Below are 26620 nucleotides of genomic sequence, written 5' to 3'. Positions count from 1 at the left end.
GAACAAACGGGTCGGTTCCCTGCCCCGTAGCGGCCGCCGGTGGCGTCCGTTTTCGGAGCAGGGAACCTTTGTCAGGGTGATGCTTTCACTATGCCTTGCGGCGCAGCGGATCCCTAGGCCTTGGCCTTGACAGCTTCGAGGGCCGTCTTCACCTTGTCCTGGAGGGCCTTGGACAGCGGTGCCGACTTGGCCGACTCGGCGGCGGCCTTCTGGCCGGCGTCGGAGGCTGCGTAGTTGACGAAGGCCTTGACCAGATCGGCCGTGGCCTTCGTGTCATAGCTGGTGCAGACGATGTGGTAGGACACCAGGACGATCGGGTAGGCGCCCGCGACCGTGGTCTTCCGGTCCAGCTTGATGGCGAGGTCGTTGGGGCTGCGGCCCTCAACCGGCTTGCCGGCATCGACTGCCTTGGAAGCGGCGTCGGCGGAGATCTTCGTGAACGAGTCGCCCACCTTGACCTGCGCGGTACCGAGCTTGCCGCTGACAGCGGAGTCGTCGGCGTAGGTCACGGCACCGGAGGTGTCGGTGACGGTCTTGACGACGCCGGAGGTGCCCTTGGCGTTCTCGCCCTTCAGGCTGGCGGGCCAGACGCCGGATGCCTTATCGGTCCAGACCTCGGGGGCGACGGCGGACAGGTAGTCGGTGAAGTTCGAGGTGGTGCCGGAGTCATCCGAGCGGTTCACCGGGGTGACCTTGAGGTTCGGCAGCGTAACGCCCGGGTTCAGGGCCGCGATGGCGGGGTCGTTCCAGTTGGCGACCTGGCCGCGGAAGATCTTGGCGATGGTCGCGGCATCGAGCTTCAGATCCGTAATGCCGGGCAGGTTGAACGCCACGGCGATCGGGGAAATGTAGACCGGGAGGTCGATGGCGCCGTCGGGACCGCACTGGGTCTTGGAGCTGGCGAGCTCCTCATCTTTGAGATAGGCGTCGGAGCCGGCGAACTGGGCCGAGCCGTCGAGGATCGCCTTGCGGCCGGCGCCGGAGCCGTCCGGGGAGTACTGCACAGTGGCACCCTGGTTCGCTGACGCGAAGTTGGTCTTCCAGACGTCCATGGCGGCGCCCTGGGCGGAAGAACCAATGCCGGTCAGAGTGCCGGTGACCGCGGGGCCCGAGGCGGACGGCGCAGCGGTCTGGGCCGTGTTGGTTGCGTTATCCGAACCGCAAGCGGTCAGCGCGAGGGCGCCGGCGGCGATAACTGCGATAGCCGCGTTGCGGCCGAAGCGGAGTGCCTTCACTTAGATGTACCCCTTCCAGGGCTTTGCGTGCATGGCCGGAGAGGACCAGCGCAGGGATGCGTACGGTTTGTACCTTTACCGAAGGTAGGTGCCTCAGATGAAGAGAATGGCGGTCCAAAGTGAACAGCCGGTTAACGACGTCGGGCTAATGGCTTACATCTGCCGGCCAGCCATTGTGTTCTGTGAGTCACAGTCGTATCGGCCGTGGCGGTCCTTGGGCAGCAAATAGACTGGAGGGCATGGCCGCCGAGACTGGATTTTCCGCAAGCGCACGATTCCTGCGCGGCCGGGTCCGCACCGGCATTGTCCGCAGCAAGAACTCCCTTGGTCCGGCCATCCAGATGACCACGTGCGCCGTCAGCGCCTACGCGTTCGCCGAATACATCCTGGGCCACTCCGGCCCGTTGTTTGCCGCCACGTCCTCACTCATTGCCCTTGGCTTTTCCCGCGATCCCCGGCTGCGCCGCGTCATCGAGGTGGGCCTGGGCTGCACGCTCGGCATTGTGGTCGGGGATCTGCTGCTGCACTGGCTGGGCTCGGGAATCTGGCAGGCCGCCGTCGTTCTGCTGTTCTCCATCCTGCTGGCCCGGTTCCTGGACAGCGGGACCATCTTCACCACCCAGCTCGGCCTGCAGTCGGTGCTCGTCGTCCTCCTGCCGGCGCCGGTCGGAGGGCCGTTTACCCGCAGCATCGACGCGGTCGTGGGCGGGGTGTTCGCACTGCTGATGACTGTCCTCGTTCCCAGGGACCCGCGCCGTGAGCCCCGCAACGACGTCAAGAAGCTGCTGCACGAGCTCGCCGAGGTGTTGCGGGAATGCGCGTCGGCGCTGAGCTACAGCGACTCCACCCAGGCCTGGCATGCCCTGATCCGGGGGCGGAACTGCCAGCCCCTCGTCGACGCCATGCGCCAGTCGCTGCGCGCCTCCGGCGAAGTGGCCACTCTGGCCCCTGCCTACCGGCGGCACCGGGAGGAACTGGACCAGATGGAGCAGTCGCTGGACTACCTCGACCTCGCGCTGCGCAACAGCCGGGTCTTTGCCCGCCGCCTGACCAGCGCCATCAACCATGCGGCGCTCTCGGACGAGGCCACGCAGAACATCGCCGAGGTGCTGCAGGAGACGGCCGCCGCCGTCGACGAGCTGTCGCTGGGCCTGGCGGAGGTCCACGACGGCGCGCGCCGCACCCACCTTCGCACGGCCCGGTCCGAGCTGCGGGAGATCGCCGGGCGCCTGCATCCGCGGTTGCTGGACGTCCACCGGCTCGAGGGCGAAACGGTGGTCATGCTCTTCCGCCCGCTCATGGTGGACCTGCTCGAGGCCGCCGGCGTGGATTCCAAGGAAGCCCGGGACATCCTTCCCCCGCTGTAGCGGGTGGCGGCCCCGCGTGTTGCCCCTGGGCCCAGGGATTTGTCACTGGTCCCCGATACTGTTGACCAATGGCTACGAAGACTTCCCGGGGACCCAAGGCGCCCGGTTACAAATGCGCCGAATGCGGCTGGACGACCGCTAAGTGGGTGGGCCGATGCGGCGAATGCCAGGCATGGGGCACCGTAGAGGAGACCGGCACTGCCGTCGCCCGGACGACGGCGGCCACCACCGTCCTTGAACCCGCCCGCCCGATCGCCGACGTCGACGCCACAACAGCGGCTTTCCTGCGCACCGGCGTGGACGAACTGGACCGCGTGCTCGGCGGCGGCCTGGTGCCGGGCGCCGTCATCCTCCTCGCCGGTGAGCCCGGGGTGGGCAAGTCCACGCTGCTGCTGGATGTCGCGGCCAAGTTCGCCCGCACAGCCCAGGACGTCCTGTACATCACCGGCGAGGAATCCGCGGCCCAGGTCAAACTCCGCGCTGACCGGATCGACGCCGTTGCCGAGTCCTTGTATCTGTCGGCCGAAACGGACCTCGGGCAGGCGCTGGGGCAGGTGGAGACACTGGAACCGCGGCTGCTGGTGGTGGACTCGGTCCAGACCCTGAGCAGCGCCGACGTCGAGGGCAGCGCCGGCGGCGTGTCCCAGGTGCGCGAGGTTGCCGCCTCCCTGATCGCCGCCGCCAAGCGCCGCAACATGACCACGCTGCTGGTGGGGCACGTGACCAAGGACGGCTCCATCGCCGGGCCCCGCCTGCTCGAGCACCTCGTGGATGTTGTGTGCCAGTTCGAGGGCGAACGGCACTCGCGGCTGCGGCTGCTGCGCGCCGTCAAGAACCGCTACGGACCCACCGACGACGTCGGCTGCTTCGATCTGAACGAGGACGGCATCACCGGCCTCGCCGACCCCAGCGGCCTGTTCGTCACGCGGACCAAGGAGCCCGTCTCCGGGACCTGCATCACGGTGACTCTGGAGGGCCGCCGCCCGCTGCTGGCCGAGGTCCAGTCGCTGCTCGCCGAAAGCGCCAGCGCGCAGCCGCGCCGCGCCACCAGCGGCCTGGACAGCTCACGCGTGGCGATGCTGCTGGCCGTGCTGCAGCAGCGCGCCGGCTGCCTGCTGAACAAAGACGACTCCTACGTGGCGACCGTCGGCGGGGTCAAGCTCAGCGAACCCGCGACGGACCTCGCCGTGGCCCTGGCCGTGGCCTCCGCGAAGGCCAGAAAGCCCCTGCCCCAGCGGCTGATCGCCTTCGGCGAGGTCGGCCTCGCTGGTGAAGTGCGTCCCGTGCCGGGCATCAACCAACGCATCCACGAGGCCCACCGGCTCGGCTTCACCCACGCGGTGGTGCCGGCCAGTGCCAACGGGCACGGTCCAGTTCCCGCGGGGTTCTCGGTGAAGGAAGTCAGCCATCTGGCCGAGGCCTTGGGGCTGCTGATCGGCTGACGCCGCCGAACAACGGAGGGCCACGGACAGTGGTGCGCTCCCTCCCAGTTGCTGCCGCCCCCGCCCCCGGGGCACCCCGGGTTACGGGACTTGCTGGTACAGCACTGCCCTCGACGCGCGGGCAACCGGGAAGGAGCGTCAGCCGGGGTGCGGTGAGATCGACATCCGAAGGAAAATGCCTTGCCAAGGATACCCCCTGGGGGTATCTTGGGAAATGACCGGCCCTAATCCGAGGAGCACGTCATCGTGGATCACCAGCACATTGGACCGCCTGTCCGCCCGGCCAACCAGCGCGCCGACGCCGGTCAGCACGGGCACGGGGCCGCCGGCAACGGGCACATATCCAAGGGGACGCCCAGCCGGGATGCGGGGCGCCCTCCGGACGACGACCACATGGTGCACAGCCACGGCCAGCATGCCGGGCACAGCGTTGCGATGTTCAGGGACAGATTCTGGCTGACACTGGCGCTGGCCGTTCCGGTGGTCTTCTTCAGCCCCATGTTCGCAGAGCTCCTGGGCTACGAGCCTCCCGCTTTTCCCGGCTCAGCCTGGGTCCCGCCGGTGTTCGGCACGGTGATCTTCCTTTACGGCGGCCGGCCGTTCCTCCAGGGCGGCGTCAATGAACTGAGGACGCGCCAACCGGGGATGATGCTGCTGATCGCCATGGCCATCAGCGTCGCCTTCGTCGCCTCCTGGGTGACCAGCCTCGGCATCGGCGGTTTCGATCTCGACTTCTGGTGGGAGCTGGCGCTGCTGGTCCCCATCATGCTGCTGGGCCACTGGATCGAGATGCGCGCCCTCGGCGCGGCCCAAGGCGCCCTGGACGCCCTGGCGGCGCTGCTGCCCGACGAAGCGGAACGCGTCACAACCGCCGGCACGGAGACTGTCAGCCTCTCCGAGCTCCGCGCCGGAGACATTATTCTGGTCCGCCCCGGCGGCCGGATGCCGGCTGACGGCACTGTCAGCGACGGCGAGGCCGAGTTCGACGAATCCATGATCACAGGCGAATCGAAAACCGTCCGGCGGACACCCGGCGATCCTGTGGTGGCCGGCACCATCGCCACGGACAACTCCGTACGCGTCCGGGTGGTGGCGACCGGCGAGGGCACCGCCCTGGCCGGGATCCGACGCCTCGTGGCCGAGGCGCAGGCATCCTCCTCCCGGGCCCAGGCCCTCGCAGACCGGGCCGCGGCGTTCCTCTTCTACTTCGCCGCCGGCACCGGCGTCCTGACCTTCATCTTCTGGTCCCTGATGGGCAGTGTAAGCGACGCCGTCACGCGCACCGTGACGGTCCTGGTGATCGCGTGCCCCCATGCGCTCGGCCTTGCCATCCCGCTCGTCATCGCCCTCTCCACCGAGCGGGCCGCCCGGGCGGGCGTGCTGATCAAGAACCGGATGGCGCTGGAGCGCATGCGGACAGTCGACGTCGTGCTGTTCGACAAGACCGGGACCCTGACCAGGGGCGAGCCGGAGCTCAGGGAGGTCGCGGCCGCCACAGCCACCGGCCAGGACGCAGTGCTGGGACTCGCCGCCGCCGTGGAGGCCGACAGCGAACACCCCCTGGCCCGCTCGATCGTTGCCGCCGCCCGTGAACGGGGAGTGAAGATTCCGCCGGCGGAGGGGTTCACCTCCCTGACCGGCCGCGGAGTCCGCGCCACGGTCGAGGGCCGGACGGTCCAGGTGGGCGGCCCGGCCCTGCTCCGGGAGCTGGGCCTGCAGGAACCGCGGGATCTGGCCGCAGTCACGGGCGCTTGGCTGGAGCGCGGCGCCTCCGTGCTGCACGTCGTGGACGGCGGCACGGTCGTTGGCGCGGTCAGCCTCGAGGATGCGGTGCGGCCGGAGTCGCGCCAGGCGGTCCGGGACCTCCAGGCGCGCGGCATCAAGGTGGCCATGATCACCGGCGACGCCCGGCAGGTCGCGCACGCAGTCGCCGCGGAACTCGGCATCGATGAAGTGTTTGCCGAGGTCCTCCCCGCGGACAAGGACAAGAAGGTGGCGGAACTGCAGGGCCGGGGCCTGAAAGTGGCCATGGTGGGCGACGGCGTCAACGACTCCCCCGCGCTGGCGCGGGCGGAGGTGGGGATCGCAATTGGCGGTGGCACGGATGTGGCGGTGGAATCTGCCGGGGTGGTCCTGGCCGGCAATGATCCCCGGGCCGTGCTGTCGATGCTCGACCTGTCCAAGGCCAGTTACCGGAAGATGTGGCAAAACCTCGTGTGGGCCACCGGGTACAACGTCATCTCGGTGCCGCTGGCGGCCGGGGTCCTCGCCTTCGCGGGGGTCGTCCTCTCCCCCGCCGCGGGCGCGGTGATGATGTCGGCGTCGACCATTGTGGTTGCCCTCAACGCCCAGTTGCTGCGCCGGCTCAAGCTCAACCCGGCCGCGGCCGGCTGACTGTGAGGGGCGCACATGCCGGAAACCAGCCGCCGCGAGTCATCCTTCGGAAGATCCTATGCCCGCGTTGGTCCGCGGATGGACGCCCGCGGGGCAACGGAGCACCGCCGGCGGCTCGTGGAGGCGGCGCACGGCGTCGTCATCGAAATCGGGCCGGGCTACGGGGCCACCTTCCCGTTCTACCCTTCTGCGGTGTCTGCTGTGCTGGCCCTCGAACCGGACCCAACACTCCGGGAACTGGCCCTCGCCGCCGCCAGCACGGCACCGGTGCCCATCAGTGTCCAGGACGGGATGGCGGAAGCGCTGCCTGCGGCGGACGCCTCGGTGGACGTCGTCGTCTCCAGTTTGGTGCTGTGCAGCGTGGCGGACCAGTCCGTCGCCCTGGCGGAGGCGGTCCGGGTCCTGCGCCCCGGCGGCTCGCTGCTGTTCTATGAACACGTCCGCTCCGCACACCGGGTCCTGGGGGCCGCCGAAGACCTGGCCACCCCGCTGTGGAGCCGGGTGGCAGGCGGATGCCACCCGAACCGTGACACCGCCGCCATGATCGTTCGGGCCGGCCTCACCGTGCAGGACCTCGAGCGCTTCGGCTTTTCGGTTCTCCCCGGCAACCCGCGGCTGGCCCACGTTCTGGGTGTGGCGAGCAAGCCCTGAGCCCAGCCTCGGTGTGGCGTTCCCGCCCGGTTGCCTCGGCGCCGGGGCTTGGGGCTGTCCGGAATTTCCGGGGCTTCCCGTTCCCGCCGGACCGAACCGGCGCGGGCAACTGGGAGGAAGCGTCGGCCCGGCCTTGGAAGCTGGTCCTGGCGCCTAGGCCTTTTTCGGCGGCAGGGCCAGCTTGAAGATCTTGGCCCACGTGGAGCCGACCTGCTTCAGCAGCGGGCCGGTGGTGTACGGCAGTCCGTAGCGCTTGCAGATTTCCTGCACCTTCGGGGCCACCTCGGCGTAGCGGTTCGACGGCAGGTCCGGGAACAGGTGGTGCTCGATCTGGTGCGAGAGGTTGCCGGACATGAGGTGCATGAACTTGGAGCCTGAGATGTTGGCCGAGCCGATCATCTGCCGCACGTACCAGTCCCCGCGGGTCTCGCCTTCCACCATTTCCTCGGTGAAGGTGTCAGTGCCTTCCGGGAAGTGGCCGCAGAAGATCACCGCGTGGGCCCACACGTTGCGGACGGCGTTGGCGGTCAGGGTGCCGTAGAGTGCCTGCTTGCCGGAACCGGTCAGCATTGCGACGGCGGGCGTGGCGGCGTAGTCCTTGGTGAACTGCTTCAGGGCCTTGCGGCCGAGGGCCTTCAGGTCCTTGGTCAGGGCCTCTTTCGACTTCTTGCCCTCCTTGTAGTCCACGAGTTCGAGGTCGTAGATCGCGATCCCCCACTCGAAGACGGGTGCGAGAAGGGCGTTGTAGAGCGGATTGCCCAGGTTAAACGGCGTCCATTCCTGCTCCGGATCCATCCGCAGCAGGTTGTATCCGATGTCATTGTCCTTGCCGACCACGTTCGTCCAACGGTGGTGGAGATCGTTGTGCGTGTGCTGCCAGGAGCGCGCCGGGGTGACGAAATCCCATTCCCAGGTGGTGGAGTGGATATCCGGGTCCCGCATCCAGTCCCACTGGCCGTGCAGGATGTTGTGCCCGAGTTCCATGTTTTCCAGGATCTTGGCCAAGCTCAACAGTGTGGTGCCGGCGAACCAGGCGGGCTTCTTGCGGCCCATCAGCAGCAGCGCACGGCCGGAGATCTCCAGGCCGCGCTGGATTTTGATCATCCGGCGGATGTACGCGGCGTCCGAGGCTCCCCGCTTGGCGAGGATGTCGTCGCGGATGGCATCCAGTTCGCGCCCCAGCTCCGCCACCTGCTCATCGGTTAGGTGGGCAGCCGCGGGCGGACGGAGCAGCGGGCTGCCGGTCTCGGCGAGGGCGCCAGGCCGCGTCTTCGCGCCTGCGGCAACCTTGGCAGCGGCGGCTGCTGTGCCGCCTGCGGCGGGGACATCGGCACCGGAAACATCTGGCTTGCTGGAAACTATCGTCATGCGGTGATACTCCTCTAAAGGTCGAGGTTAACGGGGCCGGCGGCTGCCGACACGCACGTCTGGATTAGTTGGCCGGGCTCGCCGTGTACTTCGCCGGTGCGGAGGTCCCGGACGTGGCCCGCACGGAGCGGAATGAGGCAGCTGTGGCAGATGCCCATGCGGCAGCCGCTGGGCATCAGGACTCCGGCGTCCTCGCCGACATCGAGCAGCGGCGTGTCGCCGTCGGCCTCGACTTCACGGTCGGAGGCCTCAAAGGTGACCAGCCCGCCGTCGTGCCCGGCACCGGCGGCGAGGCTGGTACTGAAGCGTTCGATGGTCAGCGTGCCCGACGCGGTGTCCGCCTCCGGCAGTTCCACCTCGCCGACGGCCTCCCAGAGCGCCTCGGTGTCGTTGAGGAACTCTTCCGGGCCGCACGCGTAGGCGGCGCGCTGGCGCCAGTCCGGGCACAGCCGGTCCAGGTCATCGACGGACGTGAAATCCAGCCGTCCTTGGTCGCCCGTGAACCAGTGCGTCACCCGGAAGTTGGGGAACTGGTCGGCAAGCTCGGCGAGTTCTTCACGGAAAATGGCGTCCGCGGCGGTGCGGGCAGTGTGGATGAGCACGACGTCGGCGTCGGGACGGTGCGGTACCAGCGTGCGGATCATCGACATCACCGGGGTGATTCCGCTGCCCGCCGTGAGCATGAGCAGAGGGCGCGGGTGTTCCGGCAAGACAAAGTCGCCCTGCGGAGGCGCCAGGAACAAGACATCGCCGGGCTTGGTACCGCGCACGAGGGCCGCGGAGACGGCGCCCATGTCGCTAACCGTGATGGCCGGGTCCTGCCCCGCGGGGGCGCTGAGCGAATACGACCGCCAGTGCCGGACGCCGTCGAGCTCGACGCCGATTCGGGCCCACTGGCCGGCAAGATGTGCTTGCCAGCCGCGGCCGGGACGGAAGAAAATGGTGGCGGAATCGGCCGTTTCTGGAACCACCCGGGTGACCACGCCGCGCAACTGGCGGGCGGAGAACACGGGATTGAACAGCGACAGAATGTCTTCTGGCGCCAGGGGGGTGGTCAGTAGAGATGCGGCACGCGCCAGCTTACGGAGCCGGATCATTCAACAACCTTATGTCAATTTGAGCCATACTTCTTCACCCAAGGCATACGATCGACTCTATAAAACTATCCTGCCGTAACAACTCTTTGGATTGTCCATGAACGCCTCCCCTGCCCGGGAACCCGCTGACCCCCTCCCCGCGCACGATCCGCCGTGGCTGGCGCTGCCGCGGGAGGTCAGCGACATGCTCCGTCCCAGGATGCCCGGGATCGTCGAGGCCATCATCGACGCCGTTCCGCAGTTGGTGCCGGCGTACGCCCGGCCGATTGAGGGGCGTTTCGGCCGGGGACTGAGGCGGGGCGTGGCCGCGGCGCTGGACCGGTTCCTCCAGTTGCCCGGTACCCGGCTGCCGGCGCTGTCTGAGGAAAGCCGGGAACTGGTGGCTGGGCTGGGCAGCGGTGAGTTCCGGCAGGGGCGGAGCATGGACGCCCTGCTGAGTGCCTACCGGATGGGGGCCCGCGTGACGTTCCGGGAAATGTCCAGGGTCTCGGTGGAACACCATCTGGGCCAGGGTGTCGTGGTGGATCTGGGCGAGTCGATCCTGGCCTACATCGATGAGCTCTCGGCGGTAAGCGCCGAGGCCTATGCCTTTGAACAGTCCGAGCGCGCCGGAGCTGTGGACCGGCGTCGCACTGAGCTTCTGGACCTGCTCCTGCTCGGCCAGGCCGACGAGGCAGCCCTGCGCCAGACGGCGGCGATGGCGGACTGGTCACTGCCGCAGCGTGTGGCGGTGGTGACGCTGCCGCTGGACCGGGCGGCCGGGCTGCGGCTGCGGCTCGGTCCCGGAGCCTTGGTCATCGAGCGGGAGACGGACGTCGTGGCGTTGATCCCGGCGCGGAAATCCAGATCCGCACGGGAGGAGCTGAACCGCGCGCTTAAGGGTCGCGGCGCTTCCGTGGGGCCGGCCGGCGGCTGGGAGAAGGTTCCGGATTCGCTGCGCCTGGCCGTGCTGGCGGCCGCAGGGCTGCCTCCGCGCGAGGGACCGGACGATCCGCCGATCTGGGCGGACGAGCACCTGGCGCAGGTGATTCTCGGAGCCGAACCCTCCGCGATCGCCGAGCTGGCCAACCGCCGGCTCGCGCCGCTGGAGGGACTCCGGCCGGCGCAACGGGAACGGCTCGCCGAAACGCTGCTGTCGTGGTTGCGCCACTGGGGCCAGCGGGCCCCGGTGGCCGCAGAACTCGGGATTCATCCGCAGACCGTTGGTTACCGGGCGGCGCAGCTGCGCGAGCTCTTCGGCGATGCCCTTGAGGATCCCACTGCGCGCTTCGAATTGGAGTTGGCCCTGCACGCCGGCCGGCGGTAGGCCGGGGGCGCATCGGCGACGGTTATCTGGAGCCTGGCAGACGGCGCCGGCCCCCTAGCCGACGAGCACCTGCCGGCTGTGGCGCCGCAACTCCAGGTCGTGCATGACGAGCGCGGCCATATCCTCCAGCGCGGAAACGTCCTCAGCGCTGAATTTGCGGGGTTCACGGTCCAGGATGCAGAAGGCGCCCAGGTTGTAGCCGTCCGGGGTGCGCAACGGCACCCCGGCATAGAACTGCAGGCCGAACTCGCCGGCGACGAGGGGGTTGGTCAGCGTTCGGGGATCGATGCCGGCGTCCTCCACGATCCAGGGATCGCCCTGCAGGATGGCGGAAGCGCACAGCCCGGGGTCGCGGCCGATCTCGGTGACGTCCGTGCCGTGGTGGGCCTTAAACCAGATGCGGTCATGGTCGACAATGCTGACAATCGCCACAGGCACCGAGAACATGCGCGCGGCCAGGGCAGCGATCCGATCGAAGGCGCCGTCTTTCGGGGTGTCCAGGATCTCGTAGCGCTCAACTGCCCGCATGCGCCCTTCCTCGTCGGTCAGCAGCGCTGCCGCCTCCCGGCGGTGGCGGCCGGCACCGTTGATGACTTCCTGGCGCAGGGCCAGGGACACCTCGCGCGCCGGCGGGCGGGCCGCGGGGTCCCTGTCCAGCATGGAGGACAGCAGGGCCATCCACATGGGCGCGAGCCCTTCCGGGATGTCCGGGTCCTGCAGCAGCCGGGCCAGCGCGGACTGGATGGGCGCGCCGGGGTACGCCATCTTCCCGGTCAGCCCTTCCAGCAGGACCAGGCCCAGTGAATAGATGTCGCTGGCTGGTCCGGCGGGTTCGCCGGCGGCCTGTTCGGGGCTGAGGTAGGCGGGCGTGCCGGAACTGTCGTCGATGCCGCCGTGGTGGTCTTCACGGATGGTGATCGCCACGCCGAAATCGCTGAGCTTGGCGCGCGGCCGCGGGTCATCGGCGCTGTACTCAACGAGCAGGACATTGGCCGGCTTGACGTCCCGGTGGATGATGCCGTGGTGGTGGATGTGCGCCAGGCCGTCGGCGAGATCGTGGCCGATCAGCGCCATGTGCGCCGCCGAAAGCGGACCCTCGGCGGAGCGGCGGCGGAGGTCCGGGCCGCGGACAAGTTCCATCACCAGGTAGCTGAGGGTGCGGTCCGGGTCGGTCGTGTCCGCGCCGGCGTCGAACAGCGTGACCAGGGCGTGATGGGCCATCCCTGCGAGGATCCGCACTTCGTCGCTTTGCCGGCGCGTCCGTTCTTCGTCCACAGCGCCGTCGCGGAAGAGCTTCACTGCCACTTCGCGTCCCAGCGTCTCGTCAGTGGCCCGGTAGACGCTCGACTGGCTTCCGCGACCAATCAGTTCTTCGATCCGGTAACGCCCGCTGAGGAGGTGCCCGGGTTCCAATGTTGTTGTCAAAAGGCTACGTGGTCCCTTGGATGGGGCCCGTCGGTGGGATCGGGCGGATCGGTCCGAAGCCGGATAGCTGCACCCGGCGCCCGCATAGAAAGCAAGCTTACTTATGATAGCGCGGAATCCGAAACCGGCAAGCCCTGCCCGGGGCGGAATCGAGGATTTCCGGTCCGGCCATCGCGCGCTATTTGGCGGGGTTGTGGGTGCCGATCGGTACCAGCGTCAGATCCGGGTGGTTCTTTTCGATCCGGCGCAGCGCCCAGACGTCGTTGAACAGGGCCAGGTACTCCCCGTCCGACCTCAGCAGCACCTCGGCGCCGGGCACGTTGGCCAGCGCCGGCATGGCATCCGCCGTCGAGATCCTGGCAAGGGAGTACGGCAGCCGCTCCAGGCGCATCGGGGCGCTGAAGTCGTGGGCCATCCGGTCTTCGACCACTTCGAACTGCATGGGCCCGACGGCGGCAAGAACGGGCGCCTGGTCACCGCGGATGTCGGAGCGGAGCACCTGGATGACGCCCTCGTGCTCGAGTTGTTCGATGCCGCGGCGGAACTGCTTGAAGCGGCTGGGGTCCTTCGAGCGCGCCACCTGGAAGTGTTCCGGCGCGAACAGCGGGATGGCGGGAAACTCCACCGGGTGGTCAAGGAACAGGCTGTCGCCGACCCGCAGCGAGGAAGCGTTCACCAGGCCCACGACGTCGCCGGGGAAAGCCTCGTCAATGACCTCGCGTTCGCGCCCGAACACCTGCTGGGCGTACTTGGTGGCGAACGACTTCCCGGTCCGGCCCTGCGTCACCACCATGCCGCGTTCGAAGACGCCGGAGCAGACGCGGATGAAGGCGACGTGGTCCCGGTGGGCCTTGTTCATGCCGGCCTGGACCTTGAAGACGAAGCCGGCGAACGGCGCATCGACGGGACGGGCGGCACCGTCGACGTCGGGACGCGGGGCGGCGGGCGGGGCGAAGTCGACCAGGGCGTCAAGGATTTCCTTCACGCCGAAGTTCAGGGCCGCCGAGCTGAAGAGGATCGGGGTCGCCTTGCCGGCGTGGAAGGCCGCGACGTCGAACGCCAGATTCGATTCGATGACCAGCCCGGCCTCGTCCACGGCGTTGGCCCAGTCCTCGCCCTGGCTGGCGGCGGCCTCTTCCGGGGTGAAGTACTCGGTGAGGGCGATGTTGGCGCCGGCGTTATTGCGCTTGAACTGCGCGAAACGGTCATTGCGCAGGTCCCAGACGCCGCGGAAGTCGCCGGAGATGCCCACGGCCCAGGTCAGCGGCATCGGCTGCAGGCCGGTGCGCTCGGTGATTTCGTCCATGAGGGCCAGCGCGTCCAGGCCCGGGCGGTCCCATTTGTTGATCACGGTGATGATGGGTAGGTTGCGCTGCTTGCAGACCTCGAAGAGCTTCATGGTCTGGGTTTCCAGGCCCTTCGCGGCGTCAACCAGCATCACGGCGCAGTCCACGGCCGCCAGCACACGGTAGGTGTCCTCCGAGAAGTCCGCGTGGCCGGGGGTATCCAGGAGGTTGATGACGGTGTCCCGGTAGGCGAACTGCAGAGCGGCGGAGCTGATGGAGATGCCGCGGTCCTTTTCCATCTGCATCCAGTCCGAGACCGTCTCCTTGCGGTTGGCCTTGCCGCTGGAGGCGCCGGCTGTGCCGATCACCTTTGCATGCAGCGCGAGGGCCTCCGTCAGGGTCGATTTGCCGGCGTCGGGGTGCGAAATGACCGCGAATGTCCGACGCCGGGCCGCCTGCTTGTGAATCTCCTGGACTCGGGCGGGGCTAAGGACTTCTTGGGACACGATGCTACTTTCGCTGCGGCTGTGGACGGGTCACGGCGCGGAGAGCCCGCGGTACACCCAAGGACCAAGTTTATCCCAGGCCGCGGAACCCGCGCGAAGCGGCCGCCCGGCGCCCGGCAGGCAGTACGAATGGCCGGGCGGCCGGGATCCCCCAAAATGCCGCCCCAAACCGCACCGCTTGCAGCCCCTTCGGATGCGTCCGGCGGCACGTCGCAATGAGCCACTTTAGGGCTTGCCTGTGCGGAAGTAGCCCCGCTTTACCTCTATCATTGGGGGAGCGGGGAACTGAGTACTTTTGATCCTGCCGGTAGACCCTCGGAACCGGCGCACCTGCAGGTTCGTGCCTGCACCTTTGAAGGGAAATCTATGGCCCGGAGCCCTGAAGATGCACTCAAGGCCACCCTGGCCAGGGTGGCACCGGGCACCGCCCTCCGCGACGGCCTGGAACGCATCCTCCGGGGACGCACCGGCGCGCTGATCGTGCTGGGCATCGACCGGACCATCGAGTCCATCTGTTCGGGCGGCTTCGAGATCGGCATCGACTTCTCCCCCACCCGGTTGCGCGAACTGGCCAAGATGGACGGCGCCATTGTCTGCGACAAGGATGCCAGCAACATCCTGCGCGCGGCGGTCCAACTCGTCCCGGACTCGAGCATTGAAACGCAGGAATCGGGCACCCGGCACCGGACCGCGGAACGCGTGGCAATCCAGACGGGCGTCCCGGTCATTTCGGTCAGCCAGTCGATGCAGATCATCGCGCTTTACGTGAACGGCCTGCGCCACGTCCTGGAGGGTTCCGAGAAGGTCCTGGCCCGGGCCAACCAGGCCCTGGCGACCCTGGAACGCTACCGGTCGCGCCTGGATCAGGTGACCAGTTCGCTCTCCGCACTGGAAATCGAAGCCATGGTGACGGTCCGCGACGTCGCGGTGACGCTTCAGCGCCAGGAGATGGTCCGCCGGATCTCCGAGGAAATCTCGCAGTACGTCCTGGAACTGGGCGAGGACGGCCGCCTGTTGTCGCTGCAGCTCGACGAACTCACCGTGGGCCGCGGCCCCGGCAGTGACGTGATCATCCGTGACTACTCCGGCCCCGACGCAACCGCGAAGAACATCGACAACGCGGTCAAGGCCCTCGTCGGCCTGGGTCCCACCGAACTGATTGATCTGGGCAAGATCGCCGGGATCGTCGGTTTCGCCGGCGGAGAGGCCAACCTCGACGCCGTCGTGCAGCCGCGCGGCTACCGCCTGCTGTCCGGCCTCAAGGCCGTGCCCCGGGCCGTCGCTGACCGGCTCGTGGACCACTTTGGCGGCCTTCAGTTCCTGATGGCGGCAACGATCGATGACCTCATGACAGTGGACGGGATCGGTGACCAGCGCGCCAGAACCGTCAGGGAGGGCCTGAGCCGCATGGCCGAAGCCAGCCTGCTGGACCGCTTCCTCTAAGCCCCTTCCCTTTTGGCGAGGGGGCCGGCTGGGAATCAGTTGAGCTGGAACACGGCCTTGGTGCTGGTCTTGTTCGCCAGCCTGGCTGTGAAGACGTAGTAGGCGCCCCCGGCCCCGGGCGTGGCCTCGACGGACTGGCAGCCCTGCACCGTGCGGTTGCGCTGCCACGGGAAGTTCGCGGTCTCGCTTTTGCCCGGGGCGATGGTCTTCATCAGGTCCGTGCTCTCGGCCTCGCAGTCCTTGGAGGAGAAAATCCGGTCCGAGCCGCTGGTGATCATGTACTCCATCTGCGAGGTCCCGATGTTGACCTCGCACGGGACCTTGTTGTTGTTGGTCACCTTGAGGGTCAGCAGCGGCTTCTCACCCGCGGCGTAGCTGTCCTTGTCCGTGGCGGCCGTGACGGTCACCAGGTTCTGCTCGCAGCCATCGCCAGATGAGGGGGTAGGGTCGGCCGAAGCGGACGTGGACTCACCCGGGCTGTCCGACGGCGAGGCGGTCGGCTGGCCGTCTGACGCCGCGCCGGTTCGGGACGGCTGGCCGCCAGAAGGCTCAGCGCCGCTGATGGCGCTCGAGACGGCCGCAAAGCCGCCGAAGACCACGGCGATGACGAGCAGCAGGACCAGGCCGGCAAACAGCCGGCGGCGGCGGTAGACCGGGGCGAGCGGGCGCCGGCCGGGTTTGCGCACCGGCTGTCCTCGGCCCGAACCCGTCCGCCGCGAACTGCCCGTTCCTGAATTGCCTTGCCTGACCATTCTTCTAGCCTAGAGAACCGCGCTGACTATGGCGTCCGACCACGCCGCGCGCCCTCCACCAACCCGATCCAAGGTCCCGAATCTATTGCCGGATCTATTACGCTGAATGGATCGAAACTCTAGCCCCAGCCCCCTCCGCACTGGCCGCTCAGCCGCCCGGGCCTGCGCCCGCCGGCCCTGCTGCTGCAGCCGCGTCAGTTAACGCCGCGGCTGCGCCAGGCGGCCCGGAACTCCCCGCCCTGCATGCCGCCCTGGATGACTGGTTCGAGGCCAGCGCACGGGAACTGCCATGGCGAGCGGCGGAGTGCACGCCGTGGGGAGTGCTGGTCAGCGAGGTCATGCTCCAGCAGACCCCGGTGGTCCGGGTACTTCCGGTCTGGGAGGAGTGGCTGCGCCGCTGGCCGGAGCCGTCCGATCTGGCCAGCGAGCCTCCCGGGGAAGCCGTCCGGGCCTGGGGCCGGCTGGGGTATCCTCGGCGCGCCCTGCGCCTGCACGCGGCGGCCGTGGTCATCAGGGACAGCCACGGCGGCACCGTCCCCGCAGTCCACGCGGACCTCCTGGATCTCCCGGGGGTGGGCAGCTACACGGCGGCGGCCGTTGCGGCTTTCGCCTTCGGCGGCCGCGAAACCGTGGTGGACACGAACATCCGCCGGGTCCATGCGCGGCTGGTCTCCGGTTCGGCCTTGCCCTCGCAGGCCCTGACGGCCGCCGAAATGCGGCTGGCGGCGGCGCTGCTCCCGGCGGATCCTGATGCGTCGGTGCGTTGGAACGCCTCCGTCATGGAACTCGGTGCGCTGGTCTGCACGGCGCGGGCCCCCAAGTGCGGGCAGTGCCCGGTCCGTGGCTCCTGCGCCTGGCGTGCCGCTGGCGAGCCGCCGCCGACGTATACGCCGAAGGGGCAGGCCTGGCACGGTACGGACCGGCAGGTGCGCGGTGCGGTCATGGCTGTCCTGCGGGTGGCCGAGGATCCCGTGGCACCGGAGCTGTTCCACCGGGCCCCGGCAGACCTGGGCTTCGAGCCGCACGGAATCGGAATCCCGCTCGCGGCCCTGCACCGGCTCAATGCGGCCCCCGAGCAGCTGGAGCGGGCGCTGGCCGGCCTGCTGGACGACGGCCTCGCGGCACTGCACCGGGGCGGCTTCCGACTCCCCGCCTGACGGCCCGCGCTGAGCCGCCCTAGACTAACCCCAGCAGCTGCGAAGCGTCCGGGCCTGCCCGCCCGTATCAGGTCGGCCCCGACGTCGTTTGAAAGGGACAACCGGAGGCAGGAGAACCAATGAGCGTCACACCCCCAGTCATTGTTTTTGACGTCAACGAGACCCTCTCGGACATGGCCCCGCTCGGCGACGCGTTCAGCGCTGTCGGGGCGCCCAGGGAGTTGGCCAAGCTGTGGTTTGCGACTCTGCTGCGTGACGGATTCGCCCTCACAGCCAGCGGCGACAACGGCTCCTTCGCGGCCATAGGAGCCAATGCCCTCCACGGGCTGCTGGTTGCGGAAGGGGTAGGCGGGGACCTGGACGATGCCGTCGACCAGGTAATGGCAGCCATGCGGAGCCTCTCGCTCCACCCGGATGTCCCTGCTGGTGTCCGTGCCCTGAGCGCGGCAGGGCACCGGCTGATCACCCTGACCAACGGAGCGGCCGCCCTGACGGCACAGCTGTTCGCTTCGGGCGGGATCAAGGAGGAATTCGAGATGCTGCTGTCCGTCGAAGACGCCCCCGCCTGGAAACCCGCCCGGGCCTCCTACGACTACGCCGCAGCATCGGCCGGGGCAAGCACTTCCGAAATAATGCTCGTGGCCGTGCACCCCTGGGATATCCATGGGGCAGCCAAGGCCGGGCTGAAGACGGCCTGGCTGAACCGGGCGGGCGCGGACTATCCGGCGTATTTCCAATCCCCGGACATCACGGTAGGTGCCCTCACGGAACTCCCGGCTGCGCTGGCAGCCTGAACAGGCAGGCGGGAAAGGGCACTTGAGCTCCCGCCCGGATTCTTTAGGATGACGCCAGGTCGTGGTGTCTGCCTGCTGGGCTACGGCTCCCCGAACCCTGACGAGACCAGGCCTTCCAGGTAACCGACCGCCTTGGCCGCGTCCGGGCCGCTGGCCTCCACGTGCAGGACGGTACCCTTGCCGGCGGCCAGCATCATCAGCTCCGTCATGGAGGCACCGTCGGCGCCGTTGACGGTCACTTCGGCGTCCATGCCGGACAGCCCGCCCGCAATTTTCGCCGCCGGCCGGGCATGCATGCCGGCCTGGTTGACGAGCTCGAAGTCTCCGGTGACGTCCGGCGGCTGCTGGTGCTCGTGGCCAGCCCCGGCGGGGTGGGCCGGAGGCCGGTACACGGCCTCGGCAGCGTCCTTCACCGCCGCGGCGTCGGCCCCGGCCTGGGCAGCCACCGCGGCTGCCACCAGCCCCTCCACCAGGGGCGCATCCGCGAGCAGCACCGCCCCCGGATCCGCCGCGAACTCCGCTGCGGACTCGGCGGTCATCACCGCGGAGCCGAGGTCGGTGAGCACCACGACGCCCTCATCACCGGCCTGCTCCAGTGCCGCAAGAACCTTGTCCAGGCTCGTGCCGATCCGGCCGTCGTCCGTGCCCCCGGCGGGGACCATGACGACGTCGGGCGCCATCTGCGCAGCCAGTTCGACGGCGCCGTCGGCAATTTTGGCGCTGTGCGAGACGACGACCAGCCGGACGGTCATTCGGCCGCCCCCGCCGCGGCGCGCAGGATCAGTGCGCTGGAGACCGCGCCCGGGTCGCGGTGCCCGATGCTGCGCTCCCCCAGGTAGCTGGCACGGCCCTTGCGGGCCAACATCGGATCCGTGGACACGGCGCCGGCCTCAGCCGCTTCGGCCGCGGCAAGCAGCACCTTCCGGACATCGCCATCACCGGCCGCAGCAGCAGCCGCGGCCTCAATCGCCGGCGTCCAGGCGTCCACCATGGTTTTATCCCCGGGCTCGGCCTTGCCGCGGGCGACTAGCCCGTCGCGGGCCGCCTGCAGTGCGGCGGCAAGCGTGGCGGCGTCAACGTCGGAAGCGTCACCCAGCGCGGTGGCAGCCCGCAGGAACGCGGTGCCGTACAGGGGGCCGGCCGCCCCGCCGACCTTGGACATGAGCGTCATCGCCGTCAGCTTCAAGGCCGCACCCGGGGTTTCCGGCGGCGCCTCGGCGAGTTTGCCCAGGACGGCCTGGAAACCACGGTCCATGTTCTCGCCGTGGTCTGAGTCCCCGATCGACCGGTCCAGCTCGATCAGCTCCACCCGGTGATCGGCCATGGCCTGCGCCGAGAGCGTCAGCCAGCGGACGGCCCAGCGGACATCCAGCCCCACGGTCAGACGCCCCAGCGAAGGGCCGGGGTGTGCACGGGAGCGTCCCAGAGCGCGGTCAGCTCGTCGTCGAGGCGCAGCACCGTGATGGAGCAGCCCTGCATTTCGAGGGACGTGATGTAGTTGCCTACAAGGGAACGCGCCACCGTGACACCCTTCTCGGCCAGTTTCTGGACGGCCCGGCGGTACACGATGTACAACTCGCTTTGCGGAGTGCCGCCCATGCCGTTCACGAACAACAGCACGTTGTCTCCCGAGCCGAGTCCGAGGTCGCCGACCACCGGGTCCAGGAGCCGGTCGGTGATGCCGTCGGCGTTTTCCATCGGGATGCGGTGCCGTCCCGGCTCGCCGTGGATGCCGATCCCGATCTCGATCTCGTTTTCCTCCAGTTCAAAACTCGGCGCTCCAGCATGCGGCACCGTGCAGGCGGTCAAGGCAACGCCCATGCTGCGCACGTTCTGGTTGACCCGGTCACCGATCGCCGCGACGGCCTCCAGGTTGTCGCCACGCTCGGCCGCCGCGCCCGCGATCTTCTCAACCAGGACCGTGCCGCCGACACCGCGCCGGCCGGCCGTGTACAACGAGTCCTCCACCGCGACGTCATCGTTGACCAGGACGGTACGGACATCGACGCCTTCGGCCTGCGCGAGTTCGGCGGCGGTCTCGAAGTTCAGGACGTCGCCGGTGTAGTTCTTGACGATGTGCACGACGCCGGCGCCGGAGTTCACCGCCAGCGTGGCCGGCAGGATCTGGTCCGGCGTTGGCGAGGTGAACACGGCCCCGGGCACGGCGGCGTCGAGCATGCCCTTGCCGACGTAACCGCCGTGCAGCGGCTCATGCCCGCTGCCGCCGCCGGAAACCAGGCCGACTTTCCCGGCCACCGGGGCGTCCTTGCGCACGATGTACTTCGGGTCCGGGAAAACGGTCACGAGATCGGCGTGTGCAAGCCCGAACCCTTCCACCGACTCGTCGACCACTGCTTTGGGATCATTGATGAGCTTCTTCATGGCGGTGCTCCCTGGATGGTGTCCTGGCTGCTTGCTTAGACCCTACTACCGGGGCCCGACAGGCGGTAGGCGGGACTACGAGCCTGCTTGTCGGCCCGGAAGGTGTGGCCACGCGTCCTCGCCCAGCCACGAAAACGGCGGCGCCGCGAGCCGGCCCTGCGGCGCCCGGGCCGAACTTAGCGGCGAATGGTCCACAGGCTCCGGCCGGGCTGCGGCTTCCGTCCGTGCCGGCGGCGACGCCGCGGAACCGGCGTCCGTACTGCGGAAAGCGAAGAATTCGGGAAAAATCGCGTCTCTATGCAATATCGTGCCTCCGATACTCTGGCGGCCCACCCCCTGGGCCAGGCCCAGTTTATCCACCAAATTTACTGAAGGGAAGCGCGGAGCCGTTGCCGCGAGGCCTCCGCGGACGGATTGACGGACCGGAATTATCGGCGCGCGCCCTAGAGCTGCCGGATCATCCTCGTGTTGCCGAGGGTGTTCGGCTTGACCCTCGCCAGGTCCAGGAATTCGGCGACGCCCTCGTCATGCGAGCGCAGGAGCTCGGAATACACCACGGGGTCGACGGCGGTCTGGTCGGCCATGACGTCAAAGCCGTGCTTCTTGAAAAAGTCCACCTCGAACGTCAGGCAGAATACACGTGACACGCCCAGGTCCCGGGCGTCCTCGAGCAGGCGCTCCACCAGCGCGTGGCCCACACCTTTGCCGCGCCAGGCGTCCGAGGCCGCCAGGGTGCGCACCTCGGCGAGATCGTCCCACATGACGTGCAGCGCCCCGCAGCCGATCACCTCGCCCTGGTCCGATTCGGCGATCCGGAATTCCTGCAGGCTTTCGTAGTAGGCCACGGTCTCCTTGGCCATGAGGATCCGCTGCTCGGCCAGCGGCGCCACGAGCGTTTTGATGGCGGCGACGTCGCCGGTGCGGGCAGGGCGGATGCGGAACGTCTCAGTCGCGGTCACGGTCTCAGTCACAGCCCAATCTTACGGGCGAGGCTGTCGCGTCACTCCTGCGGGCCCAGCCAGCTCGCAGCAGGGGCCGTTCCGGGCGCCCCGTCACGGCCCCGCATGCGAGCTGGCTGGGTAGGAATCCGGGAGCTCAGAGACCGAGTTCGTCGGGGACGGGAAGGTCCTTGTCCAGCAGGTTCCTGGCCAGGAAGTGCTCCACGACCCCGTACCAGATCTTGGCGTGCTGCGGCTGCAGGATCCAGTGGTTCTCGTCCGGGAAGTACAGGAAGCGGTGGTCCGTTTCGCCGTTCTCGTCTGCCGCGAGCCCTGACTTGGCGAGCAGTTCGTACCAGAGCCGCAGCCCCTCGCCGATCGGCACGCGGTAGTCCTTGTCGCCGTGGATGACCAGCATGGGCGTCCGGATGTTTTCCACGTGCAGATGCGGGGAGTTCTCCAGCGCCATCTCCGCCGTCATCTCCTTGAGCCAGTACTGCGCCGCGTCGGTGGTGGGGCCGAACTGGTCGAAGGCCCAGAGGCTGGCGTGCGTGACGATCGCCTTGAAGCGGTCCGTGTGCCCGGCCACCCAGTTGGCCATGTAGCCGCCGAAGGAGCCGCCCATGGCGGCCGTGCGCGCCTCGTCGATGTCCGGGCGCCGCACGACGGCGTCCGTGACGGCCATCAGGTCGGTGAAGGGAGCCTTGCCCCAGGCGCCCCAGCCGCGCTGGATGTAGTCCTGCCCGTAGCCCGTCGACAGGGCCGGGTCCGGCAGCAGCACCGCGTAGCCGCGGGCCACCAGCAGCCAGGGATTCCAGCGCCAGGTCCAGGCGTTCCAGGATCCCAGCGGGCCGCCGTGGATCCAGAGCAGCAGCGGCGCCGGGCTCGCGGCGGACGCGCCGTCCGGGAGGGCCAGGTACGCGGGGACCCGGGCGCCGTCGGCGGCCGTCGCCTCCACGCGTTCGAGCGTCCCTTTGTACTGCGGGCGCTCCGCCGGCGCGGGCAGGCGGACGGCCCCGCCGCCGTCGAGGTCGATCCGCACGGGCTCGGCGGGGAATTCGTAGGAGCTGCGCAGGGCGTACGCGCTGCGCCCGTCCGGCGCCACCACGATGTCGGTGTACGCGGCGGCGTCGGGGGTCAGCCGGGTCACCCCGGCAGCTTCGCCCCGGTCCCCTGCCACCCGGATCAGGAAGACCGGCGATGCGCCGTCCTCGTCAGCGGTGACCAGCAGCGCCGAACCGTCCGGCAGCCAGGCCGCGGGTTTGCCCCAGCGGTCCCAGTCGCGGGCCAGCGGCGTAAGGGCATTCTCCCCGGCTGCCTGGCCTTCGGCGGCCTCGCCGGCGACGTCGAGGAGGTGCAGTTTGACCTGCGGGGCCGCAAACGGTGTGGTGTCACTTTCACTGATCACCACGAGGCTGCGGTTGTCCGGGCTGATCGGACCCGGGAAATAGTTCACGTCCTCGGTGTCCAGCAGCACTGTCCGGGCGCCGGTGGCGACGTCGATTGCCACGAGCACGGTGCGTGAATCCGCGTTGGCCAGCGGCTTTGTGAGGCTGCTGTAGATCGTCCTGCCGTCGGGGCTGACCACCGATTCGGCGTCCCTGAGCCGGCTGCCGGCGTCCGGGGTCAGGTTGCGAAGCAACAGCTGCGGCGCGGCGTCGACAGTGGTCGGCTTTCCGGCCTCCGGCTGCTCTCCGGGTTCGACGGCGAACAGCCGCGGCTGCTCCGGGCCGAGGTCGGCGTCCCAGTAGCGGACGGGATAGCCGCTGTGGAGGATGGCCGCGACCTTGTTGTCCTTGCGGGCCTTGCGGCGGTCCTCATCGTTGTCCTCACCGGTGGACCCGGCCAGAACCGCGGCCGTGACGACCAGGGCGTCGGCATCCCTGGCCGCGCTGACCTTGCTGATGCCGCCGGCGCGGGACAGGGCCACCCGGGCCTCGCCGCCGCCGGCCGGGAGCACCCACAGGGCGTTGACGGGGTCGGCGTCGGGGCTTTCCGGATCGGGACGGGCGGAAGTGAAGTACAGGTCGCCGTTGGCGGCGAAGACGGCGCCCGCTTCCCCCTTGGCGCTACGGGTGATCCGGCGGGCCTGCTGGGCGCCGCTGGGGTCCACTTCCCACAGCGCGGTGCAGTACTCAGTGCCTTTGGCATTGAGGGTGGCCACTGTGGTGACCAGCCGCCCGCCGTCGGGACTGAGGGCCAGACCGCTCACCCTGGGGATGGCGAGGTAATGGTCCAGATCGTGGAAAGGGGTCTCGGGTTGTTCGCTCAGGGTCTCTGAGTCCTTGGCAGCCATGCACCGATTCAACACGGTCTGTGGCGTTGATCACAGGAAGTTCACTCAGAGTGAAACACTGCTTTCAGATTGCAGTCCCGGCGTCGACTCGAAGTGATCTTGGACCGGGGCCGTGAAACGCAAAAGCCCCGCCCGCTCCTTTCGGGGCGGGCGGGGTTTTTGGCGGGCGACGGCCTACCGGCCGTCCTGCTTAGACGCTGGGTGCGATCTCCGGGATGCGCGGCTTGGCGTTGCCGGCGAAGGTGAACTTTGCGTCGTCGCCCTCGCCTTCAACATCCACCACCACGATGTCTCCGGAGTGCAGCTCACCGAACAGGATCTTCTCGGAGAGCTGGTCCTCGATCTCGCGCTGGATGGTGCGGCGCAGCGGCCGGGCACCCATCGCGGGGTCGTAGCCGCGGGTCGCCAGGAGCACCTTGGCCGCAGACGTGAGCTCGATGCCCATGTCCTTGTCCCTGAGGCGCTTCTCGAGCCGGCCGACGAACATGTCCACGATCTCGATGATCTCGTCCTGGGTCAGCTGCGGGAACACCACGACGTCGTCAACACGGTTGAGGAACTCGGGGCGGAAGTGCTGCTTGAGCTCCTCGGTGACGCGGGCGCGCATCCGGTTGTAGCCGGTCTTGGTGTCCGTGCCCGACTGGAAGCCGGTGGCAACGCTCTTGGAGATGTCCCGGGTGCCCAGGTTGGTGGTCATGATGATCACGGTGTTTTTGAAGTCGACCACGCGGCCCTGGGAGTCGGTCAGGCGGCCATCTTCAAGGATCTGCAGCAGCGAGTTGAAGAGGTCGGCGTGCGCCTTCTCCACCTCGTCGAACAGGACCACCGAGAACGGACGACGGCGGACCTTTTCGGTCAGCTGCCCGCCCTCTTCGTAGCCCACGTAGCCCGGAGGGGCACCGAAGAGCCGCGACACGGTGTGCTTCTCCGAGTACTCGGACATGTCCAGCGTGATCAGCGCGTCTTCCTCGCCGAACAGGAACTCCGCGAGTGCCTTGGCCAGCTCGGTCTTGCCGACGCCGGTGGGCCCGGCGAAGATGAACGAGCCGCCGGGACGCTTGGGGTCCTTCAGCCCGGCACGGGTGCGGCGGATCGCCTGGGACAGGGCCTTGATGGCCTCGTCCTGGCCGACCACACGCTTGTGCAGTTCGCTTTCCATCTTCAGCAGGCGCGAGGATTCTTCCTCGGTCAGCTTGAAGACCGGGATGCCGGTGGAGTTCGCCAGCACTTCGGCGATGAGATCCTCATCAACCTCGGAGATGTCGTCCATGCCGCCGGTCTTCCACTGGCGTTCCTTCTCGGCGCGCTCGGCAATGAGCTTCTGCTCTTTGTCGCGCAGCGACGCGGCACCTTCGAAGTCCTGCGCGTCGATCGCGGATTCCTTCTCGAGCTTCATGGCGGCGATCTTCTCGTCCATGACTTTGAGTTCCGGCGGAGCGGTCATTCGGCGGATGCGCAGCCGCGCACCGGCCTCGTCGATCAGGTCGATGGCCTTGTCCGGCAGGAAGCGGTCCGAAATGTACCGCTCGGACAGGGCCGCTGCCGAGGCAAGGGCGCCGTCGGTGATCGTGACGCGGTGGTGTGCCTCGTACCGGTCGCGGAGGCCCTTGAGGATCTCGATCGCGTGCGCTACAGAGGGTTCCTTGACCTGGATCGGCTGGAAGCGGCGCTCCAGCGCGGCGTCCTTCTCGATGTGCTTGCGGTATTCGTCCAGCGTGGTGGCACCGATGGTCTGCAGCTCGCCGCGGGCCAGCATGGGCTTCAGGATCGAGGCCGCATCGATGGCGCCTTCGGCGGCACCGGCACCCACCAGGGTGTGGATCTCATCGATGAACAGAATGATGTCGCCGCGGGTGCGGATCTCCTTGAGGACCTTCTTGAGGCGCTCTTCGAAGTCGCCGCGGTAGCGGGAGCCGGCCACGAGGGACCCGAGGTCAAGGGTGTACAGCTGCTTGTCCTTGATGGTCTCCGGCACGTCGCCACGGACGATCGACTGGGCCAGGCCCTCGACGACAGCGGTCTTGCCGACACCGGGCTCGCCGATCAGCACCGGGTTGTTCTTGGTGCGGCGGGAAAGGACCTGCATGACGCGTTCCATTTCCTGCTCGCGGCCGATCACGGGGTCCAGCTTGTTCTCGCGCGCGGCCTGGGTCAGGTTGCGGCCGAACTGGTCCAGCACGACGGAACCGGCGGGGGTCCCTTCGGCCTGGCCGGGGCCGACGCCGGCGCCGGTGGCTTCCTTGCCCTGGTAGCCGGACAGCAGCTGGATGACCTGCTGGCGGACCCGGTTCAGGTCGGCACCGAGCTTGACGAGCACCTGAGCCGCCACGCCTTCGCCCTCACGGATGAGGCCGAGGAGGATGTGCTCGGTACCAATGTAGTTATGCCCCAGCTGCAGGGCCTCGCGCAGCGAGAGCTCCAGGACCTTCTTGGCGCGCGGGGTGAAGGGGATGTGGCCGGACGGGGCCTGCTGGCCCTGGCCGATGATCTCCTGGACCTGCTCGCGCACGCCGTCGAGCGAAATGCTCAAGGATTCAAGGGCTTTGGCCGCAACACCTTCACCCTCATGGATCAGACCCAAGAGGATGTGTTCGGTACCAATGTAATTGTGGTTCAGCATGCGTGCCTCTTCTTGGGCAAGCACAACTACGCGACGGGCACGGTCCGTAAATCGCTCAAACATTTCGCCACACTCCTAGCTACGACGTACTTTGATGCTACGTGGCCGGGTTCCAGATTTGGGGCTTGTTCGCCACAGGGGAAACCCGCGGGTTGCGTCCC

General features: G+C 68.4%; 20 protein-coding genes. 8 read left to right on the top strand and 12 right to left on the bottom strand.

Annotation, left to right across the window (positions count from 1 at the left end; genetic code table 11):
* Positions 1-113 precede the first annotated feature (113 nt).
* Positions 114-1235: a phosphate ABC transporter substrate-binding protein PstS gene (pstS, locus tag ACFVVK_RS11825; protein ID WP_390266665.1), complete on the bottom strand. Its 1122-nt coding sequence runs from the start codon at positions 1233-1235 to the stop codon at positions 114-116.
* 239 nt (positions 1236-1474) lie between these two features.
* Here pstS and ACFVVK_RS11820 point away from each other — a divergent pair, with 239 nt between their 5' ends.
* From ACFVVK_RS11820 to ACFVVK_RS11805, 4 genes are all read left to right on the top strand, one after another.
* The gene (locus ACFVVK_RS11820) at positions 1475-2602 is read left to right on the top strand and encodes an aromatic acid exporter family protein (RefSeq protein ID WP_390266663.1); all 1128 of its coding nucleotides are present in this window, start codon (positions 1475-1477) and stop codon (positions 2600-2602) included.
* A gap of 68 nt (positions 2603-2670) precedes the next feature.
* Positions 2671-4044: a DNA repair protein RadA gene (radA, locus tag ACFVVK_RS11815; protein WP_390266661.1), complete on the top strand. Its 1374-nt coding sequence runs from the start codon at positions 2671-2673 to the stop codon at positions 4042-4044.
* Positions 4045-4290: 246 nt separating this feature from the next.
* Positions 4291-6438 carry a copper-translocating P-type ATPase gene (locus tag ACFVVK_RS11810; RefSeq protein ID WP_390266659.1) on the top strand — a complete coding sequence of 716 codons (2148 nt, stop codon included), beginning with the start codon at positions 4291-4293 and terminating at the stop codon, positions 6436-6438.
* Positions 6439-6453: 15 nt separating this feature from the next.
* Positions 6454-7089 (top strand): class I SAM-dependent methyltransferase, encoded by a 636-nt coding sequence (locus ACFVVK_RS11805; RefSeq protein ID WP_390266657.1) that lies wholly within the window; start codon positions 6454-6456, stop codon positions 7087-7089.
* Positions 7090-7242: 153 nt separating this feature from the next.
* On the opposite strand, the gene ACFVVK_RS11800 is transcribed toward ACFVVK_RS11805, so the two are convergent.
* Both ACFVVK_RS11800 and ACFVVK_RS11795 read right to left on the bottom strand, forming a co-directional pair.
* Positions 7243-8457, bottom strand: coding sequence for a fatty acid desaturase family protein (locus ACFVVK_RS11800; RefSeq protein WP_390266655.1), 1215 nt, complete (start codon positions 8455-8457; stop codon positions 7243-7245).
* 14 nt (positions 8458-8471) lie between these two features.
* Positions 8472-9554, bottom strand: a complete 1083-nt coding sequence (locus tag ACFVVK_RS11795; RefSeq protein ID WP_390266653.1) for a ferredoxin reductase — start codon at positions 9552-9554, stop codon at positions 8472-8474.
* Between the two features lie 97 nt (positions 9555-9651).
* Here ACFVVK_RS11795 and ACFVVK_RS11790 point away from each other — a divergent pair, with 97 nt between their 5' ends.
* Entirely contained in the window at positions 9652-10860 is a 1209-nt protein-coding gene (locus tag ACFVVK_RS11790; protein ID WP_390266651.1) for a PucR family transcriptional regulator, read from the top strand.
* A 54-nt stretch (positions 10861-10914) separates the two neighbouring features.
* Here the strand turns inward: ACFVVK_RS11790 and ACFVVK_RS11785 are convergent, their stop codons facing one another.
* Both ACFVVK_RS11785 and ACFVVK_RS11780 read right to left on the bottom strand, forming a co-directional pair.
* Entirely contained in the window at positions 10915-12285 is a 1371-nt protein-coding gene (locus ACFVVK_RS11785; RefSeq protein ID WP_390266649.1) for a protein kinase, read from the bottom strand.
* Between the two features lie 178 nt (positions 12286-12463).
* The gene (locus tag ACFVVK_RS11780; protein ID WP_390266647.1) at positions 12464-14077 is read right to left on the bottom strand and encodes a peptide chain release factor 3; all 1614 of its coding nucleotides are present in this window, start codon (positions 14075-14077) and stop codon (positions 12464-12466) included.
* Positions 14078-14443: 366 nt separating this feature from the next.
* On the opposite strand from ACFVVK_RS11780, the gene disA reads away from it, so the two are divergent.
* Positions 14444-15520: a DNA integrity scanning diadenylate cyclase DisA gene (disA, locus tag ACFVVK_RS11775; protein WP_390266645.1), complete on the top strand. Its 1077-nt coding sequence runs from the start codon at positions 14444-14446 to the stop codon at positions 15518-15520.
* A gap of 35 nt (positions 15521-15555) precedes the next feature.
* Here disA and ACFVVK_RS11770 read toward each other — a convergent pair whose 3' ends face one another.
* Entirely contained in the window at positions 15556-16272 is a 717-nt protein-coding gene (locus ACFVVK_RS11770; protein WP_390266643.1) for a hypothetical protein, read from the bottom strand.
* Positions 16273-16592: 320 nt separating this feature from the next.
* On the opposite strand from ACFVVK_RS11770, the gene ACFVVK_RS11765 reads away from it, so the two are divergent.
* On the top strand, positions 16593-17429 hold the full coding sequence (locus ACFVVK_RS11765) for an A/G-specific adenine glycosylase (RefSeq protein ID WP_390266641.1): 837 nt from the start codon (positions 16593-16595) through the stop codon (positions 17427-17429).
* Between the two features lie 119 nt (positions 17430-17548).
* Positions 17549-18223, top strand: coding sequence for a haloacid dehalogenase type II (locus ACFVVK_RS11760; protein ID WP_390266639.1), 675 nt, complete (start codon positions 17549-17551; stop codon positions 18221-18223).
* Between the two features lie 80 nt (positions 18224-18303).
* On the opposite strand, the gene dhaM is transcribed toward ACFVVK_RS11760, so the two are convergent.
* The 6 genes from dhaM to ACFVVK_RS11730 all read right to left on the bottom strand — a co-directional run bounded on the left by dhaM (position 18304) and on the right by ACFVVK_RS11730 (position 26522).
* The gene (gene dhaM / locus ACFVVK_RS11755) at positions 18304-18975 is read right to left on the bottom strand and encodes a dihydroxyacetone kinase phosphoryl donor subunit DhaM (protein ID WP_390266637.1); all 672 of its coding nucleotides are present in this window, start codon (positions 18973-18975) and stop codon (positions 18304-18306) included.
* The gene (gene dhaL / locus ACFVVK_RS11750; protein WP_390266635.1) at positions 18972-19601 is read right to left on the bottom strand and encodes a dihydroxyacetone kinase subunit DhaL; all 630 of its coding nucleotides are present in this window, start codon (positions 19599-19601) and stop codon (positions 18972-18974) included. The genes dhaM and dhaL overlap by 4 nt, the downstream gene beginning before the upstream one ends.
* Before the next feature lie 2 nt (positions 19602-19603).
* Complete coding sequence (dhaK, locus tag ACFVVK_RS11745) at positions 19604-20605, bottom strand: dihydroxyacetone kinase subunit DhaK (protein ID WP_390266633.1); 1002 nt, start codon at positions 20603-20605, stop codon at positions 19604-19606.
* A gap of 443 nt (positions 20606-21048) precedes the next feature.
* Complete coding sequence (locus ACFVVK_RS11740) at positions 21049-21576, bottom strand: amino-acid N-acetyltransferase (protein ID WP_390266631.1); 528 nt, start codon at positions 21574-21576, stop codon at positions 21049-21051.
* Positions 21577-21700: 124 nt separating this feature from the next.
* The gene (locus tag ACFVVK_RS11735) at positions 21701-23839 is read right to left on the bottom strand and encodes a prolyl oligopeptidase family serine peptidase (protein WP_390266629.1); all 2139 of its coding nucleotides are present in this window, start codon (positions 23837-23839) and stop codon (positions 21701-21703) included.
* A gap of 190 nt (positions 23840-24029) precedes the next feature.
* Positions 24030-26522: an ATP-dependent Clp protease ATP-binding subunit gene (locus ACFVVK_RS11730; RefSeq protein WP_390266627.1), complete on the bottom strand. Its 2493-nt coding sequence runs from the start codon at positions 26520-26522 to the stop codon at positions 24030-24032.
* Positions 26523-26620 lie beyond the last annotated feature (98 nt).

Source organism: Arthrobacter sp. NPDC058192 (genome assembly GCF_042883665.1).
Classification (GTDB): domain Bacteria; phylum Actinomycetota; class Actinomycetes; order Actinomycetales; family Micrococcaceae; genus Arthrobacter.
The sequence above is the reverse complement of the archived record's forward strand: the minus strand, read 5'-3'. Positions and strand labels throughout refer to the sequence as shown.